This window comes from Leifsonia araucanica, assembly GCF_051161895.1.
GTDB lineage: Bacteria > Actinomycetota > Actinomycetes > Actinomycetales > Microbacteriaceae > Leifsonia.
The window spans coordinates 3,669,275-3,685,102 of the sequence record NZ_JBMBTW010000002.1 but is presented as its reverse complement, the minus strand read 5'-3'; the positions used below and the strand labels follow the sequence as shown (position 1 = coordinate 3,685,102).

The window sequence follows — 15,828 nt, the reverse complement described above, 5'->3', positions numbered from 1 at the left end:
CCCGCGCCCCGTCGTCACGGTGTCCCCGGCGGACCCGCGCGGGCCGAAGCGCGCGCGGGCAAACCGAGATAGGAGACGGAGGTCTCGACGATGGCGACGACACCCTCCAGCTCGCACGACAGCAGCTGCGCGGCGTTGGCCGCCGCGACGCTCTCCGCCGCCTGACAGGGACTGCCCGGCTTGAGCCCGGATGCCACATCCGCCGCGGCGAGCGCCGCAGCATCCGCCGCTGCCGCCGCCACGCGCCGCGCTGCGAACGCCCCGCCGAGCGCGACGGCCACGGTGCCGGAGCAGATGACCACCCCGATCACCGCGACGGCGAGCACACTGGCCGCTCCGCGGTCGCTCCGGATACGTGCACTCAGCCGGCGTCTGCGTGACCGCGCCTCGGCGCCCGAGCGGCGAGTGGTGTCTCGGCGCTCTAGCTCACCCATCTCCTCCTCCTTCCTCTGCGCCTAGTCATCGAGCGCGCACGCCCTCGCCGAGACGGCCAGCCCGAGCGCTCCGAGGCCGGTGACTGCGCTCGCGCTGGTCGCTCGCGCGCAGACCATTCCGCCCTCGCGCTCGACGATCAGTTCCGCGTCGGCCATCCGGCGCGCGGTGTCTGCGGGGTCGTCGCCCCGGGCGAGCATCCGGGCGGACTGGGCGGCCGCATCCACCAGTCGCGACTGCTGGGTCACCGCCTGCACGGCACCGAGGCACAGAGCGAGGCAGGCCAGCACGGCGGGGAGCGCCACCGCGAACTCGGCGGTCACGCTTCCCCGCTCGCCGTCAGACCCCGGTGGTGAGTGCACGCGTCACCAGGTCGGTGAGGATGGCCTTGACCTCGTCGCCGCGCAGCAACACCACCAGCAGCCCGGCGAAGCCGACCGCCCCCATCGTCGCCACCGCGTATTCGGCCGTCGCCGACCCTCGTTCCTCCCGGATGACCCGTGAGATGAATCCCGTCATGGTGCTCGTTCCTTTCGTCTGTGTCGGTCGTTCGTGTGTTTGTGCGGTCGCGGCTGCGAGCGCACTTCCAGCCTCGGGGGTGGGACGAGTGGTTGCCCCATGCATCCGGGATCGGTGGAGAACGGTCAGAATGCGGAGACTGTGGAGGAGACGATCGACAGCACCACGGGAGCGACGCCGAGGAGCATGAAACTCGGCAGCACGCACACGCCGAGCGGAACCATCGACCGCACGGCCAGCGCCGCCGCGTCGCTCCTCCCCTGCATCCTCCGTCGTCTCCGCGCCTGACCGGCCGCGCTCCTGAGAAGGTCCACCGCCGGCGCTCCCGCCCGTTGCGCCAGGCTCAGGATGCGCGCGATGGACGCCCGGTCGTCGTCGAGCATCGGATGCGTCGCGCACACCTCGTCGCACAGGGCCAGAGCGCTGGGCACCCCGAGCCCTCCGCTCAGCGCGACGGCGAGCAGGTCGTGTCTCAGGCCGGGGAGGTCGGATCCTGGGCTGGCGCGGTGCAGCAGGGCGCGCATCCATCGTCGGCCGAGCAGGAGGAGAAGGGTGCCGGAGCCGAGGAATGCCCAGCCGATCACCGAGCCGGTGAGCGTTCCGAGCAGGTCGACCCCCATCGCGACGGCGAGCGCCATTCCCACCAACGGCAGCCAGGAGACGAGCCGGGCGGTCGCACGCGGTCCGGCGAGGGCGATGGCGATGTCCCGCTCCGTCTCCGCGCGATCCCGTAAGGCGTCGGCGATGGTGCGGAGCGTGGGTGCCAGCGGTGCACCGGCGGTGTCGGCGACCTGCCACGCGGCGGCGGGCACCCGTCCGGATGCGTCGTCGGGCGACCGTGAGCGGGCGCGACGGGGAGGAGCGAGCGTCCCGGCTCTGACGGCGGAGGTGGAGTCGACGGAGGCTGCCGATGCAGCCACAAGTGCGTCGGCGACGCGCTCGCCCGCTTCGATTCGCACGACCGCCCGCACGACGAGTGGATGCGCGGAGAACTCCCGCAGGTACCCCCAAGCCGCCGCCGGTGCCACGCCGGCTTCCAGCAGTGCGACGAGTTCCTCTACCAGCTCTGCCAGTTGCTCGGGAGCATCGCCTGGGCCGACCGCACTACGACCACCACCACCGCCATTCCCACCAGTACGGCTCTCCCGACCGCGCGCCCGCGGCGGCCGCGCGGGACGCATCACTCCTGCCCGACCACGCACCGTCCGATCCACGGGCCGCATCACTCCCCCTCAATCACGGCGAGACGCCCGTCGGCCGCCACGGTCAGGCGCCCGAAGCCGGCCACGCGCCGCACGCCATCCACACGCTCGACGTGGACGAGCATCCCGATCCCGCTGACCGCCTGGCGTGCGAGGGCACGTTCGCCGAGTCCTGCCAGGGCGCCGAGTGCCTCAAGGCGGGCGGGGACATCGGCGAGGGCGTTGGCGTGGAGGGTTCCTGCTCCTCCGTCGTGGCCGGTGTTCAGGGCGGCGAGAAGGTCGACCACCTCCTCGCCGCGGCACTCGCCGAGGACGAGACGGTCTGGACGCATCCTGAGCGCCTCTCTGACCAGGCGGCGGAGGTCGACGCCGCCCGCTCCCTCCAGGTTGGGCTGCCTGGTCTGCAGGCCGACCACATGCGGGTGTGCGATGCGGAGTTCGGCGACGTCCTCGATGGTGACGATCCGCTCGTTCGGGGGCGCGTGGGAGAGGAGGGCGCCGAGCAAGGTCGTCTTGCCTGCGCCGCCCGCTCCGGTGACGAGCAGGTTGGTGCGGGCCGTGATCGCGTGCAGGAGTGTCTCCGCCTGTGCCTGGGTGATCGTGTGGCCGGCGAGCAGATCGGGCAACCGCAGCACGCGGTGGTGCGGGATGCGCACGGACAGCTGGGTGCCGCCGGTCGAGACGGGTGGGAGGACGGCGTGCACGCGGATGCCGTCGAGGAGGCGGACGTCGACGAACGGCGTCGCCTCGTCGATGTGCCTGCCGCCGCTCGCGATGAGGCGCACGGCGAGGTCTCTGGTGGTGCGTTTGTCGGAGGTCCAGCCGTCGATGCGCCGGAGCCCTCGCGGTCCGCCGTCCGCCCAGAGCGCGCCACCGGCCGTGATGAAGAGGTCGGTGATGTCGTCGCGCAGCAGATAGGGAGCCAGCGGGCCGAAGGTGCGCCAGAGGCCGCGGTCCCCATTCGGCGGGCGTGATCGCTCCACAGCGTCCACCGTCTCGATGGGATCCACCGCACCAACCGCATCCCGGCCGGCCACATTCTCTCTTCGTCTCGTCTTCATACCCCGACGCTACGTATCGCCCGCCACCCGCCGAAGGACCCCACGAAACCCGTGGAGAACCCCGCCACCGCGCGACCTGTGGAGAGCTGCAACCGGAAAGGCCGGTTAAAAAGAGGGGGGCCGCACCTATTGGGGGGAACAGGTGCGGCCACTGCGGCGCATGATTGGGGGGAATCGTTTGCGCCGCACGCCAGAATTAATATTCGGCCGAGAAACAGTTTACGCACAATCAATGCAAACGCAAGTCTTCGTCGAGGTGGTCACCGCCAGGTTGTAGAGTCGTGGATTGTCGCGCCACGACTTGACCATTCAGCATCGCAAAGGAGCGAACAGACTCCCCATGAGCAACACAATCGACAATCTGCTGCACGAAGCACGCCGATTCGCACCCAGCGAAGAGTTCGCGGCGAACGCGGTCGCGACAGCCGAGCTCTACGAGCGTGCCGCCGCCGACCGCCTCGGATTCTGGGCCGACCAGTCCCGGGAACTCCTCCACTGGCACAAGCCGTTCACGCGCACCCTCGACTGGACCAACCCGCCGTTCGCGAAATGGTTCGACGACGGCGAGCTCAACGTGGCGTACAACTGCCTCGACAGGCACGTCCTCGCCGGCAACGGCGACCGCATCGCCATCCACTGGGAGGGCGAACCGGGCGACAGCCGTTCGATCACCTACGCGGAACTGACCGCGGAGGTCAAGAAGGCCGCCAACCTGCTGACCAGCCTCGGCATCACCGCCGGCGACAGGGTCGCGATCTACCTTCCGATGATCCCGGAGGCGGTCATCGCCATGCTGGCCGTCGCCCGCATCGGCGCCGTGCACTCCGTCGTCTTCGGCGGGTTCAGCGCGGAGAGCCTGCGGTCGCGCATCGACGACGCGTCGGCGAAGCTCGTCATCACGGCGGACGGCGGATGGCGCAAGGGCAAGGTCTTCCCGCTCAAGAACGCCGTGGATGCGGCCCTCGCGTCCGGCGACACCACCGTCGAGCACGTGCTCGTCGTCAAGCGCGGCGAGAACGACGTGGAGTGGACGGACGGCCGCGACCTGTGGTGGCACGACGAGATCGCCCAGGTCGACGCCGACCACGTCGCCAAATCGTTCGAGGCGGAGCAGCCGCTGTTCATCCTCTACACCTCGGGCACCACCGGCAAGCCGAAGGGCATCCTGCACACCTCGGGCGGCTACCTCACCCAGGCCGCTTTCACGCACAAGAACGTGTTCGACCTGCACCCCGAGTCCGACGTCTACTGGTGCACGGCCGACATCGGATGGATCACCGGCCACAGCTACGTCGTCTACGGCCCCCTGGCCAACGGCGCGACCCAGGTGCTCTACGAGGGCACCCCGGAGACGCCGCATCCCGGCCGCTGGTGGGAGATCATCGAGAAGTACAAGGTCTCCATCTTCTACACGGCGCCGACCGCGATCCGCTCGTTCATGAAGATCGGCCGCCAGCACCCGCAGAAGTTCGACCTGTCGAGTCTGCGCGTGCTCGGGTCGGTCGGTGAGCCCATCAACCCGGAAGCCTGGATGTGGTATCGCGACGTCATCGGCGGGAACACCACCCCGGTCGTCGACACCTGGTGGCAGACGGAGACCGGCGCGATCATGGTGTCCGCGCTTCCGGGCGTCACGACGCTGAAGCCGGGCTCTGCACAGGTGCCGCTCCCCGGCATCTCGATCGACATCCTCGACGAGGCCGGCGTCCCCGTCGGCAAGGACCAGGGCGGCCTGCTCGTCGTCACCGAACCGTGGCCGAGCATGCTGCGCGGCATCTGGGGCGACCCCGAGCGGTTCAAGGAGACGTACTGGGAGAAGTTCGGCGACAAGTACTTCGCCGGCGACGGCGCCCGCTACGACATGGACGGCGAGATCTGGCTGATGGGCCGTGTCGACGACGTCATGAACGTCTCCGGCCACCGCCTCTCGACGGCGGAGATCGAGTCTGCGCTGGTCGCGCATCCACTCACCGCCGAGGCTGCCGTGGTGGGAGCAGCGGACGAGACCACCGGCCAGGCCGTCGTCGCGTTCGTCATCATCAAGCAGAACCAGCTGGAGCAGGCCGAGGCGATGGATGTGGCCGCCGAGCTGCGCAAACACGTCACCGAGCAGATCGGCGCGATCGCCCGCCCCAGGGAGATCTTCATCGTCACCGAGCTGCCGAAGACGCGTTCGGGCAAGATCATGCGACGCCTGCTGCGCGATGTCGCGGAGGGCCGCGAGGTCGGAGACACCACGACGCTCGCCGACACCGCCGTGATGAGCTCGATCCAGAGCAAGCTGTCCTAGCGCGGCCCGTTCACGCAGAGGGGCCCGCATCCACACCGGATGCGGGCCCCTCCGTCGTACGGGATGCGTCCTCTACTCGAACGACAGGATCAGTTCGACCTCGACCGGCGAGTCCAGCGGGAGGACGGAGACGCCGACGGCCGAGCGGGCGTGGACGCCTGCGTCGCCGAAGATCTCGCCGAGCAACTCAGACGCTCCGTTGATGACCCCCGGCTGGCCGGTGAACGAGGGGTCGGAGGCGACGAAGCCGACGACCTTCACGATCCTGGTCACGCGGTCGAGCGAGCCGATGACGCTCTTCGCGGCGGCCAGGGCGTTGAGCGCGCAGGTGCGAGCGTACTCCTTGGCGTCGTCGGCGGGGACGAGACCGTGGCCGTCGCCGACCTTGCCGGTGGCGGGGAGGGCGCCGGACACCATCGGGAGCTGGCCGGAAGTGTAGACGTGGTTGCCGTCGATGACGGCCGGGGTGTAGGCGGCGACAGGCGGCACCACATCCGGGAGCTGGATGCCGAGCTCGGCCAGCCGGGCTTCGATGGCGGCCATCAGGCGTCGTCCCCATCGATGATCGGACGCTTCAGGTAGGCGACGAGGCCGCCCTCCGGACCGGTGACGACCTGCACCAGCTCCCAGCCTTCCGAGCCCCAGTTGTTGAGGATCGCAGCGGTGTTGTGGACGATCAGAGGCGTCGTGAGGTATTCCCAGCGCGGCATTGTGCTCCTTGCGTTCGGGGGGTTTATCAGGTTTATCACCTACCCTGATCCTATGTCTGCCAAAAAACCACGGGCTAGAGGTGTGCTCGGCGCCGTCGGCGCGTTCGTCGGCATGAGTGCCGTCGCAGGCCTCCTTGTCACGGCCGCCGTGACCCCCGCGATCGCGGTCACGGGGATGGCCGCCAACGACAGCATCGGCGTCTTCGAAGGCCTTCCCGAGTACCTCGAGATCGGCCAGCTCGCCCAGCCGACCACCATCTACGCCAAGAACGGCGACCAGGACGTCCAGCTCGCGACGTTCTACTCACAGAACCGTCTGCCCGTCACCTTCAGCCAGATCTCGCAGGCCGCGAAAGACGCAGCCATCGCCGGTGAGGACCCGCGCTTCTACTCCCACGGCGGCGTCGACATCCAGGGCACCATGCGCGGTGTGCTGTCGACCGTCGTCGGCCACGACGTGCAGGGTGGATCCTCGATCACGCAGCAGTACGTGAAGAACGTGCTCCTGCAGAAGTGCGAGGCCATGCCGGTCAAGACCAAGGAGCAGAAGGCCAAGTACCAGACCTGCGTCGTCGACTCCACGGGCGTCTCGCCCGACCGCAAGGTCAAGGAGATGAAGTACGCGATCGGCGTCGAAAAGAAGTACTCGAAGGACGACATCCTCGCCGGCTACCTCAACATCGCCGGATTCGGTGGCTCGGTGTATGGCATCGAGGCCGCTGCGAAGTACTACTTCAACACCTCGGCCGCCGCGCTCACGCCCGCGCAGGCCGCGAGCCTGATCGCGATCGTGAACGAGCCGACCACGCTCAAGATCGACAGCCCGGACAGCAAGAGCAACGGCGCTGCGAACGGGTACGCGAAGAACAAAGAGCGCCGCGACTACATCCTGAACAAGATGTACCAGTACAAGAAGCTGACCAAGTCGCAGTACGACGAGGCGGTGAAGACGCCGGTCACGCCGGTGATCACTCCGTCGGTCCGCGGCTGCCAGACGGCAGGCGGATCCGCGTACTTCTGCGACTACGTGCAGCTCATCGTCCAGAACGACCCGTCGTTCGGACCCGATCAGGACACGCGCGTGGCGAACTTCAACCGCGGCGGATACAAGATCTACACCACGCTCGACCTCACGCTGCAGCAGTCGGCCGAAGAGACGATGGCGAGCTATGTGCCGCGGTCGTACGGAGACGTGCAGCTCGGCGGGTCGCTCGTCGGCGTTCAGCCTGGCACGGGACGTGTGCTCTACATGGCACAGAACAAGCTCTACAGCCAAGACCCGGATGTGCTCAACTCGAGCAACGAGTACACCTCGGTCAACTACAGCACCGACCTCGACTACGGCGGATCCAACGGCTTCCAGGTGGGGTCCACCTACAAGGTGTTCACGCTGGCGGAGTGGCTGAAAGAGGGGCACTCGCTCTATGAATCGGTGAACGCGAACGTGCGCACGTACAACCTCTCGCAGTTCAAGAACTCCTGCGCCGATGTCGGTGGCGGAACGTGGCGTCCGACCAACGACTCGTACGGCGAAGAGGGTTACCGCACGGCGCAGAACGCTACGACGCTCTCGATCAACACGGCGTTCGTGGCAATGGCTTCCCAGCTCGACCTGTGCGAGATCAAGAAGGATGCCGAGGCGTTCGGAGTCCACGATGCCGCCGGGGTGCCCCTCAAGAGCAACCCGGCATCTGTGCTCGGAACCAACAACATCGCGCCGCTCACGATGGCGACCGCCTTCGCGGGGATCGCGAACAACGGCCTGACCTGCACCCCGGTCGCGATCGACAAGATCGTCCGCGCAGATGGCAAAGAGATCGCTCCCCCGGCAACGAAGTGCACGCAGTCGGTCGACCCTGCCGTGGCCAATGCGATGGCATACGCACTCAAGGGCCCGATCCAGAGCGGAACCGCTCAGGGCACGAACACCACCGGCGTCGACATGCTCGGCAAGACCGGTACGACGGACGACAACAAGCAGCTCTGGCTCGTTGCCGCAACCACCAAGGTCGCAGGCGCGTACTGGGTCGGAAACATCGTGGGCAGCACCGACATGCGCAAGATCTATCCAACGCACGGCATCTCGCCCGCCAGCGCACGAACCCGCGTGATGAACGCGGTGATGACGACAGCTGTCAACAAGTACGGCGGAGACGATTTCGCGCAGCCCAACAGCAAGCTGTTGCAGGGCATCCAGGTCACCATCCCCGACCTCACCGGCAAGTCGCCCGCCGATGCCAAGTCGATCCTGAACGGCCTCGGCCTTGAGGGCATCGACGGCACCGCTGTCGACTCCGCTGCTCCCGCCGGCACCGTCGCAGGGACGGACCCGGCCGCCGGCACCTCGGTCACCAAGGGCAACGGCGTGACGGTCTACACCAGCAACGGGTCCCTCGTGCCGCTGCCGAACGTGGTCGGGCAGAAGCTGTCCGACGCGCAGAAGGCGCTCAGCCAGTTCAGCGTGAAGGTCACAGGCGGGAACAACAAGGACGGGATCGTCGAGGCGATGGATCCCGGTGCCGGCACGCCTGTGAAACCGGGATCAGCGGTGACCCTCAAGGTCGCAGCCGCCGAGCCGTCGCCCGGGGTAGGAAAGTAGTGGCGGGCCGTTCCGGCCTGCACGCGGCGGGCACAGCACTCGGTGTGCTCGCCGCGGCCGGTGCGGCCGCGTTCGCGTGGGGCTCGCTGGTCGAGCGCCGCCTGTTCACCCTCCGGCGCGTCACGGTCCCCGTGCTGCCCGCCGGGGCCGAGTCGATCAGGGTGCTGCACCTCTCCGACCTGCACATGGCGCCGTGGCAGCACGACAAGCAGGAGTGGGTGCGGTCGCTCGCCGACCTCAAGCCCGACCTGATCGTCGACACCGGGGACAACCTCGGCCACGCCGACGGGCTTACCGGCATCGAGCGCGCCTTCGAGCGCTTCCAGGGCATCCCGGGCGTCTTCGCGCACGGTTCCAACGACTACTTCGGACCGCAGCGCAAGAACCCGCTCAAGTACTTCGTCGCACCGTCCACGAAGAAAGCGTCGACCGCTCCCCGGCTCGACAACGCGGCCCTCACGTCCTACTTCCGCAGCCTCAGCTGGCTCGACCTCAACAACGCGGCCGGAGCAGTGGATGTCCGCGGCACCCACCTGGAGTTCTTCGGAGTCAACGACCCGCACATCCACTTCGACAGGGTGGAAGCCATCCCTGGCGCGCTGGACGAGCTGCGCGAGAACGACCCGTACGGCGAAGACGCGCTGTGGCCGCAGGATGCGCCGCGTCCCGCCCGCCCCACGGTCACGCTGGGCGTCACCCACTCCCCGTACCGCCGCGTCCTCGACGCGTTCGTCACATACGGCGCCTCGATGATCTTCGCCGGGCACACCCACGGCGGCCAGGTCTGCGTCCCCGGGTTCGGTGCGCTGGTCACCAACTGCGACATCCCGCGCAGCCAGGTCAAGGGCCTGAGCATCTGGCGTCACGCGTTCCGCTCGGCGTTCCTCAACGTGTCTGCCGGCCTCGGAACGTCGATCTACGCGCCAGTGCGCTTCGCGTGCCGCCCGGAGGCGACGCTCGTGACGCTCACCGCATCGGCCTGAGTGGTCACGAGCACCCCCCAAGCTCGTGTATTCTTATTGAGGCCTACGGGCCAATCGGGGTGTGGCGCAGCTTGGTAGCGCGCTTCGTTCGGGACGAAGAGGTCGCAGGTTCAAATCCTGTCACCCCGACAGAAAAATGCCGGAGCATGTCAATGCTCCGGCATTTCTGTTTCCGGCGTCTCGGCAGGTCGTGCCGATAGCCTGGGGACATGTTCGACGACGTGGATGCCGTGGCCGATTCCGAAGGTTTCAGCGGGGTGGTCACGGTCGACGTCGACGGCGTGGAGGAGCTGCGGGTGATGCGTGGCCTCGCCGACCGACGGTGGGGCATCCCGAACACGGTGGAGACGGCGTTCGCGCTCGCGAGCGGGAGCAAGGGGTTCACGGCTCTCGCGGTGCTGTCGCTGGTGGAGGACGGCGTGTTCGCGCTCGACACCCCGGTGAGGGAGCTGCTGGGCGACGATCTGCCGCTCATCGACCCGTTGGTCACCGTGCGGCACCTGCTGACGCATCGCTCCGGCATCGGAGACTACCTCGACGAGGGCGACGACGGCGCGATCACCGACTACGTGATGACCGTGCCGGTGCACACTCTGGTGAACGCGGCGGACTTCCTCGCCGTCGTGGATGGCTTCCCGCAGGTGTTCCCGCCCGGCGAGCGGTTCGCGTACTGCAACGGCGGGTTCGTGGTGCTGTCCATCATCGCGGAACGGGTGAGCGGCATCCCGTTCGCCGACCTCGTCGCCCAGCGGGTGTTCGAGCCGGCCGGGATGCGGAACAGCGGCTACTTCCGGTCCGATGCGTTGCCGAGCGGCGCGGCCGTCGGCTACCTGTTCGCGCCGGGCGATGGCGACCGCACGAACATGCTGCACCTCCCGGTGCGGGGCGCCGGCGACGGCGGCGGGTACGCGACGGCGGCCGACCTGAGCAGGTTCTGGCGTGCGCTGTTCGCGGGGGCGATCGTGTCGAAGGAGACCGTCGCGCTGCTCAGCACGCCGACCAGCACGGGCGTCGAGGGCAGCCGCGCGTACGGCACCGGGTTCTGGCTGGACGACGGCGGCCGGGTCGCGCTCGAAGGCTACGACGCCGGAGTCTCGTACTACGGAAGCCACGACCCGGCGACCGGGCGCACCGTCAGCGTGCTCTCCAACTGGTCGGACGGCGCCTGGCCGGTCGCCCGCGCACTCCTGAGCAGCTGACGCGCCAAAAGCCGAACCGCTACCGCCGCACCGGCAGCATGTTGCCGTCGAAGAACGCCGCCAGCTCCTCCCGCGCATCCAGGGGGAAGATCCCGGCCACGTACTGGTCGGGACGCACCACGACGATCACGCCGTCCCTGCTGAGCTCGCGGTCGCGGAAGATGTCGCGGCCGTGGCCGGCGGCGAAGACCTGGTTGAGGTCGATCAGACCGTACGGCACCTTCACCGGCTTGAAGACGGCCGGCACGTCGCCCGGCTCGACCAGCGTGTAGTCCTGCTGGTAGATGACCTTCGTGTCGAAGGTGGCGTCGTCGTCGCCTCCGGACGGCGTGAAGCGCATCCACGGGGAGGCCGGATCGGTGCGCCACCACTCGGCGAAGTCGGCGGTGGGCGTGCCGGTGAGCGCGGGCGCTGCGGCGTCGGCGAAGACGTAGACGCGCCAGCGGCCGTCCGCCTCGTGCAGGTGCCCGAGGTGGCGCCAGCGGTTGTCCGCGCGACGGATCACCTCGGCCGACTTGAAGCGCTTGCCGAGCGGGAAACCGGGAGCGAGCGCCTGGTGCTCGTCGCCGGTGGTGATCATCGACGGGGCGTACTGCGTCATGAAGCCGGCGGGGAACTCGAACGTGGAGACGTAGTAGCGCTCCAGCTCGCCGGGGTCGTCCCACGAGTCAGCGGGGCGCGCCAGCATGTCCGACCACTCCTTGTCGAAGTCGATGAGGTTCTGGGCGACGACCTTGCGCTCGTCCTCGTAGGTCGACAGCAGCGACTCCGGCGCGCGCCCTTCGAGCACCGCTGCGAGCTTCCAGCCGAGGTTGAAGCCGTCCTGGATGGACACGTTCATGCCCTGCCCGGCCTTCGCCGAGTGGGTGTGGCAGGCGTCGCCCATGATGAACGCGTGCGGCGTCCGGTCGCCGCGCAGCTCGGCGGGCACGTCGTCGAAGCCGTCCGTGATCCGGTGGGCGACCTCGTACACCGACGACCAGGCGACCTCGCGCACGTCGAGCGAATACGGGGCGATGATCGTGTTGATCCTGGCGATCATCGCATCCACCGGGGTGGACCGGATGGCGCCGGCGTCCGTCCCGTCGACCTCGCCCAGATCGACGTACATGCGCACGAGGTAGCCGCCCTCGCGCGGGATGAGCAGGATGCTGCCCGCCCCGTGCGACTGGATCGAGCACTTCACCTGGATGTCGGGGAAGTCGGTGTTCGCGAGCACGTCGAGCACACCCCAGGCATGCATCGCCGCCTCGCCGTGCAGGTGGTGGCCGAGGGAGGCGCGTACTCTGCTCCTCGCCCCGTCGCCGCCGACCAGGTACTTTGCACGCACCGTGCGCTCCTCGCCTGCACGCTCCCCCGCCACGTACCGGATGCGCGCCTCGACGGGATACTCCGCGTCCTGGTGGATGGTCAGGTCGACGAACTCCACGCCGTAGTCGGGCACGATGCGGCCGGGGGCGCGCTCCGCGTCGCGCAGGAAGTAGTCGAGGATGCGGGCCTGGTTCACGTAGATGTGCGGGAACTCGCTGATCCCCGTCGCGTCGTCCGCTGCGCGGGAGACCCGGACGATGCGGGACGGGTCGGCGGCGTCCGGCTTCCAGAAGCACATCTCGACGTTGCGGTACGCCTCGTCGACCACCTCGTTCGCGAACCCGAACGCCTGGAAGGTCTCGACGGAGCGCGCCTGGATGCCGTCGGCCTGCCCGACGGCCAGGCGGCCGGGGCGCTGCTCGATGGCGCGTGCGTCGATGGACGGGAAGCGGGAGAGCTGTGCGGTGACGGCGACGGCGGCGGGGCCCGTCCCGACGATGAGCACATCCATCCGGTCGGGGATCTCCGTCGGCCGGTCGATCCCGTGCCCCTCCGCCGGTTTGATGCGGGGGTCGTGGTCGACGTAACCGCGGTGGTGGATCTGCATCTCGGTGCTCCTCATTGAACAAAACTTGCTGTATCTATATTTGCGACATTGTTGCAACTATCGATACGATGCTAATTGTCGTCGCGGGGCGTCGCAAGACGCGCGCGGGAAAACGGGCAACGAAGGGATCCGGATGTCGAACACCGCAGGCGCGCAGGCGCAGGCCGAGGGCGGCTCGCAGACCCTGGCCCGCGGCCTCAGCGCCCTCGCCATGATCGGTGAGGACGGAGCATCGCTGAGCGTGCCGGAGCTCGCGAACCGCCTGGGCATCCATCGCTCGATGGCGTACCGACTCGTGAAGACGCTCGAGCAGCACGGCTTCGTCGAGCGGTCGCCGTCCGGCGAGCTCGAACTCGGCGCGCGGCTGGCGTCCCTCGCGCGCGGTGCCGCCAGGAGCCTGCAGACGGCGGCCGCCCCCGAGCTGGCCGCTGTGGCGGACGAGCTCGGGATGACCGCGTTCCTGGTCAGCTTCGACGGAGAGGTCGCCGTCACACTGACCAGCGCGGAGCCGCGGCACGCGGAGACCACGGTGGCGCAGCGGCCGGGCAGCCGTCACGCCATCGGGCAGGGAGCGCCGGGGCGCGTCATCCGCTCGCTGCTGCACCCGGACGAGTTCCCTCCTCAGCGCTTCGAACGCAGCCACGACGAGGTGCTGCCCGGGCTGTACTCGATCGCGGTCCCACTCGCCCTCCCGCATGGCAGGTCGGCCGCGATCGCGGTGCTGTACCTGCCGCATCCACTGGACGAGGAGCACGTGGCCGACGTGCTCGTCGCCGCGGCAGGACGCATCGCGGCGGCGTTCCGGTAGATGACGAGATGCCAGTAACTGCGCCGGATTCGGCGCATTCGGGCGCAGTTACTGGTATTTCGCCGGCGCGGGGCGCGCCTAGAAGGCGTCGGGGCGGGCGAAGTCGACCGTCAGTTCGTGCGCGTGCGGGTCGATGTGGGTGCGGATGTACGGCAGCGTCCTGGCGATGGAGGTGTCTATCCGGGCGCGCAGGTCGTCGGACGAGACGGCGTAGTCGGTGAAGTCGCGCTCGCTCGCGTAGATGCCGAGCGGCAGGGTGAGCGACTGGAAGAAGCCGAACAACGGCCGCATCTGGTGCTCCACCAGGAGGGCGTGACGTTCACTGCCGCCGGTGGCGGTGAGCACGATCGGCTTGTCGACCAGCGCATACTGCCCGACGTGGTCGAAGAACAGTTTGAACAGGCCGGTGTACGTCGCCCGGTACGCCGGGGAGCCGACGACCACGATGTCGGCCGCCTCGACCGCTTCGAGCGCTGCGATCGCGTCGGGGCCGAGGCTGTTGCGGAACGGGCCGAGGCTCAGCTGGCCGAGCAGCGGGGCCAGCTCGACCGTGGTGGCCGTGCCGCCCACCGCGGCGGCGAACGCCTCCGTCACCTCCCGCACGAGCACCGTCGTGCGCGAGGGATGCGTCGGGCTGCCGCTGACGCCGACCACCGAGATCCTGCGCTCGTCCGCCATCAGAACGACCCGACGTTCGCTGTGCCGAGCTGCAGCGGCGCGACCGGGTTGTCCAGGTTCGCTCCCCCGCGGTAGCGGGCTCCGATGTGGTCGTCCGGCAGGCGGCTGTTCCCCGCGCCGAACAGCCGCTCGCGCAGCGTCCCGGGATGCGACCCCTCCTCGGGCAGACGGCCGCGCTTGCGCAGCTCCGGCACGACCAGTTCGGCGAAGTCGCGGGCGGTGTCGAACGAGTGGTACTGGCGGAGGTTGATGCCGTCGAGGCCGTCCTCGTCGAGCCAGCGCTCGATCTCGTCCGCCACCGTCGTGGCGGTGCCGACCACCAGGAAGCGGTCGTCGCGGTTGCCTCCGATGAAGTCGAGCGCCTGGCCGACCGTCTTGTCCAGCGGGAGGAACGGAACACGCTCTGCCGGGAACTCGGCCCGCAGCAGCGCCTCGCGCACGGTGATGTCGCGCGGGAACGCGGTGAGGTCGACGGGCAGGCTGCTGTGGGCGAGGATGCCGTCGAGGCTCGAGTGCTGCTGGTAGAGCCTCCACTTGTCCGCGGCCTCCTCCTCCGTGCGCCCGACGATCACCCCGGCCATCGCGATGAACTTGACCGCGTCCCTGCCCCGGCCGTGGCGCTCCGCCGCGTCGCGCATCCCGTCGGCGTTGCGGCGGAACTCCTCACTGGTGCGGCCGCCGGTGAAGACGACCTCCGCGTGGCGGCCGGCGAACTCGATGCCGGCCGGCGACCCGGTCGCCTGGAACATCACGGGCGTCCGCTGGGGAGAGGGATGCACGATGTGCGGCCCAGCGACCGTGAACCGGTCTCCGACGTGGTCGATGTAGCGCACCTTCGACGGGTCGGTGAAGATGCGGCGCTCGCGGTCGGCGACCACGGCGTCGTCGTCCCACGATCCCTCCCACAGCTTGTAGAGCACATCCACGTATTCGTCGGCGTACTGGTAGCGCAGGTCGTGCGGCACCTCGCCGTCGAGCCCGAAGTTGTGGGCGGCGTTGGGCAGGTAGGAGGTGACGACGTTCCAGCCGACCCGCCCCTTGGTGAGGTGGTCGAGGGTGGACATGCGCCTGGCGAACGCGAACGGCGGCTCGTAGGTGGTCGAGAAGGTCACCCCGAAGCCGAGGCGCTTGGTGACGGCGGCCATCGCGGGGATCACGAGCAGCGGGTCGATGTTGGGGCTCTGCAGGCCCTCGCGCAGCGCCGTCTCCGGGCCGCCGCGGAACACGTCGTACGCGCCGATCACGTCGGCGAGGAAGACGCCGTCGAAGCCGCCGTGCTCCAGGATCTGGGCGAGCTCCGTCCAGTAGTCGAGGTCGGCGAAGCGTTCCCTGTTGTTGCCGGGCAACGGCCAGAGCCCGTGGGTGATGTGGCTCACGCAGGCCATCTCGAACAGGTTGAGGAACAGCTGTTTGCGCTCTGGCATGGGTC

Annotated in this window: 15 protein-coding genes and 1 tRNA gene; 6 read left to right on the top strand and 10 right to left on the bottom strand. The window is 68.8% G+C overall.

Translation table 11 applies throughout. The annotated features are described in order from the left end of the window. Nucleotides 1–14: 14 nt before the first annotated feature. The 5 genes from ACN6M5_RS17735 to ACN6M5_RS17715 form a co-directional block, all read right to left on the bottom strand. Nucleotides 15–434 (bottom strand): Rv3654c family TadE-like protein, encoded by a 420-nt coding sequence (locus ACN6M5_RS17735; protein ID WP_434951874.1) that lies wholly within the window; start codon nucleotides 432–434, stop codon nucleotides 15–17. Nucleotides 435–455: 21 nt separating this feature from the next. Next, nucleotides 456–755 carry a TadE family type IV pilus minor pilin gene (locus ACN6M5_RS17730; RefSeq protein WP_434951872.1) on the bottom strand — a complete coding sequence of 100 codons (300 nt, stop codon included), beginning with the start codon at nucleotides 753–755 and terminating at the stop codon, nucleotides 456–458. A 16-nt stretch (nucleotides 756–771) separates the two neighbouring features. Continuing rightward, nucleotides 772–951, bottom strand: coding sequence for a DUF4244 domain-containing protein (locus ACN6M5_RS17725; protein WP_085369227.1), 180 nt, complete (start codon nucleotides 949–951; stop codon nucleotides 772–774). A 125-nt stretch (nucleotides 952–1,076) separates the two neighbouring features. Beyond that, the gene (locus tag ACN6M5_RS17720) at nucleotides 1,077–1,979 is read right to left on the bottom strand and encodes a type II secretion system F family protein (protein WP_434951869.1); all 903 of its coding nucleotides are present in this window, start codon (nucleotides 1,977–1,979) and stop codon (nucleotides 1,077–1,079) included. Between the two features lie 194 nt (nucleotides 1,980–2,173). Further along, complete coding sequence (locus ACN6M5_RS17715) at nucleotides 2,174–3,214, bottom strand: TadA family conjugal transfer-associated ATPase (protein ID WP_434951867.1); 1,041 nt, start codon at nucleotides 3,212–3,214, stop codon at nucleotides 2,174–2,176. A 340-nt stretch (nucleotides 3,215–3,554) separates the two neighbouring features. Between ACN6M5_RS17715 and acs the strand changes: the two genes are divergently transcribed. Then, a complete protein-coding gene (acs, locus tag ACN6M5_RS17710) occupies nucleotides 3,555–5,504 on the top strand; it encodes an acetate--CoA ligase (protein ID WP_085369230.1) in 1,950 nt (649 codons plus the stop codon). 72 nt (nucleotides 5,505–5,576) lie between these two features. Here the strand turns inward: acs and ACN6M5_RS17705 are convergent, their stop codons facing one another. Both ACN6M5_RS17705 and sp36 read right to left on the bottom strand, forming a co-directional pair. Then, complete coding sequence (locus ACN6M5_RS17705; RefSeq protein WP_434951865.1) at nucleotides 5,577–6,047, bottom strand: RidA family protein; 471 nt, start codon at nucleotides 6,045–6,047, stop codon at nucleotides 5,577–5,579. After that, nucleotides 6,047–6,214 (bottom strand): Sp36 family protein, encoded by a 168-nt coding sequence (gene sp36, locus ACN6M5_RS17700; RefSeq protein ID WP_168688806.1) that lies wholly within the window; start codon nucleotides 6,212–6,214, stop codon nucleotides 6,047–6,049. The genes ACN6M5_RS17705 and sp36 overlap by 1 nt, the downstream gene beginning before the upstream one ends. A gap of 52 nt (nucleotides 6,215–6,266) precedes the next feature. On the opposite strand from sp36, the gene ACN6M5_RS17695 reads away from it, so the two are divergent. From ACN6M5_RS17695 to ACN6M5_RS17680, 4 genes are all read left to right on the top strand, one after another. Further along, on the top strand, nucleotides 6,267–8,813 hold the full coding sequence (locus ACN6M5_RS17695) for a transglycosylase domain-containing protein (RefSeq protein WP_434951863.1): 2,547 nt from the start codon (nucleotides 6,267–6,269) through the stop codon (nucleotides 8,811–8,813). Continuing rightward, entirely contained in the window at nucleotides 8,813–9,796 is a 984-nt protein-coding gene (locus ACN6M5_RS17690; RefSeq protein WP_434951861.1) for a metallophosphoesterase, read from the top strand. The genes ACN6M5_RS17695 and ACN6M5_RS17690 overlap by 1 nt, the downstream gene beginning before the upstream one ends. Nucleotides 9,797–9,851: 55 nt before the next feature. Beyond that, nucleotides 9,852–9,925: transfer RNA gene (locus ACN6M5_RS17685), tRNA-Pro, on the top strand. 80 nt (nucleotides 9,926–10,005) lie between these two features. Beyond that, nucleotides 10,006–10,995 carry a serine hydrolase domain-containing protein gene (locus ACN6M5_RS17680; RefSeq protein WP_434951859.1) on the top strand — a complete coding sequence of 330 codons (990 nt, stop codon included), beginning with the start codon at nucleotides 10,006–10,008 and terminating at the stop codon, nucleotides 10,993–10,995. Nucleotides 10,996–11,014: 19 nt separating this feature from the next. Here ACN6M5_RS17680 and ACN6M5_RS17675 read toward each other — a convergent pair whose 3' ends face one another. Further along, a complete protein-coding gene (locus ACN6M5_RS17675) occupies nucleotides 11,015–12,913 on the bottom strand; it encodes an FAD-dependent monooxygenase (protein WP_434951857.1) in 1,899 nt (632 codons plus the stop codon). Between the two features lie 133 nt (nucleotides 12,914–13,046). Between ACN6M5_RS17675 and ACN6M5_RS17670 the strand changes: the two genes are divergently transcribed. Further along, entirely contained in the window at nucleotides 13,047–13,721 is a 675-nt protein-coding gene (locus tag ACN6M5_RS17670; RefSeq protein ID WP_085369234.1) for a helix-turn-helix domain-containing protein, read from the top strand. Between the two features lie 78 nt (nucleotides 13,722–13,799). On the opposite strand, the gene msuE is transcribed toward ACN6M5_RS17670, so the two are convergent. Then, nucleotides 13,800–14,399, bottom strand: a complete 600-nt coding sequence (msuE, locus tag ACN6M5_RS17665; RefSeq protein ID WP_434951855.1) for an FMN reductase — start codon at nucleotides 14,397–14,399, stop codon at nucleotides 13,800–13,802. Beyond that, nucleotides 14,399–15,823, bottom strand: coding sequence for an LLM class flavin-dependent oxidoreductase (locus tag ACN6M5_RS17660; protein ID WP_434951853.1), 1,425 nt, complete (start codon nucleotides 15,821–15,823; stop codon nucleotides 14,399–14,401). The genes msuE and ACN6M5_RS17660 overlap by 1 nt, the downstream gene beginning before the upstream one ends. Between the last annotated feature and the right edge of the window lie 5 nt (nucleotides 15,824–15,828).

Coding starts and splice junctions, on each gene's coding strand:
- ACN6M5_RS17735 (WP_434951874.1), bottom strand. CDS start 434: ATGGGTGAGCTAGAGCGCCGAGACACCACTCGCCGCTCGGGCGCCGAG.
- ACN6M5_RS17725 (WP_085369227.1), bottom strand. CDS start 951: ATGACGGGATTCATCTCACGGGTCATCCGGGAGGAACGAGGGTCGGCG.
- ACN6M5_RS17715 (WP_434951867.1), bottom strand. CDS start 3,214: ATGAAGACGAGACGAAGAGAGAATGTGGCCGGCCGGGATGCGGTTGGT.
- acs (WP_085369230.1), top strand. CDS start 3,555: ATGAGCAACACAATCGACAATCTGCTGCACGAAGCACGCCGATTCGCA.
- ACN6M5_RS17705 (WP_434951865.1), bottom strand. CDS start 6,047: ATGGCCGCCATCGAAGCCCGGCTGGCCGAGCTCGGCATCCAGCTCCCG.
- sp36 (WP_168688806.1), bottom strand. CDS start 6,214: ATGCCGCGCTGGGAATACCTCACGACGCCTCTGATCGTCCACAACACC.
- ACN6M5_RS17695 (WP_434951863.1), top strand. CDS start 6,267: ATGTCTGCCAAAAAACCACGGGCTAGAGGTGTGCTCGGCGCCGTCGGC.
- ACN6M5_RS17680 (WP_434951859.1), top strand. CDS start 10,006: ATGTTCGACGACGTGGATGCCGTGGCCGATTCCGAAGGTTTCAGCGGG.
- ACN6M5_RS17675 (WP_434951857.1), bottom strand. CDS start 12,913: ATGCAGATCCACCACCGCGGTTACGTCGACCACGACCCCCGCATCAAA.
- ACN6M5_RS17670 (WP_085369234.1), top strand. CDS start 13,047: ATGTCGAACACCGCAGGCGCGCAGGCGCAGGCCGAGGGCGGCTCGCAG.
- msuE (WP_434951855.1), bottom strand. CDS start 14,399: ATGGCGGACGAGCGCAGGATCTCGGTGGTCGGCGTCAGCGGCAGCCCG.
- ACN6M5_RS17660 (WP_434951853.1), bottom strand. CDS start 15,823: ATGCCAGAGCGCAAACAGCTGTTCCTCAACCTGTTCGAGATGGCCTGC.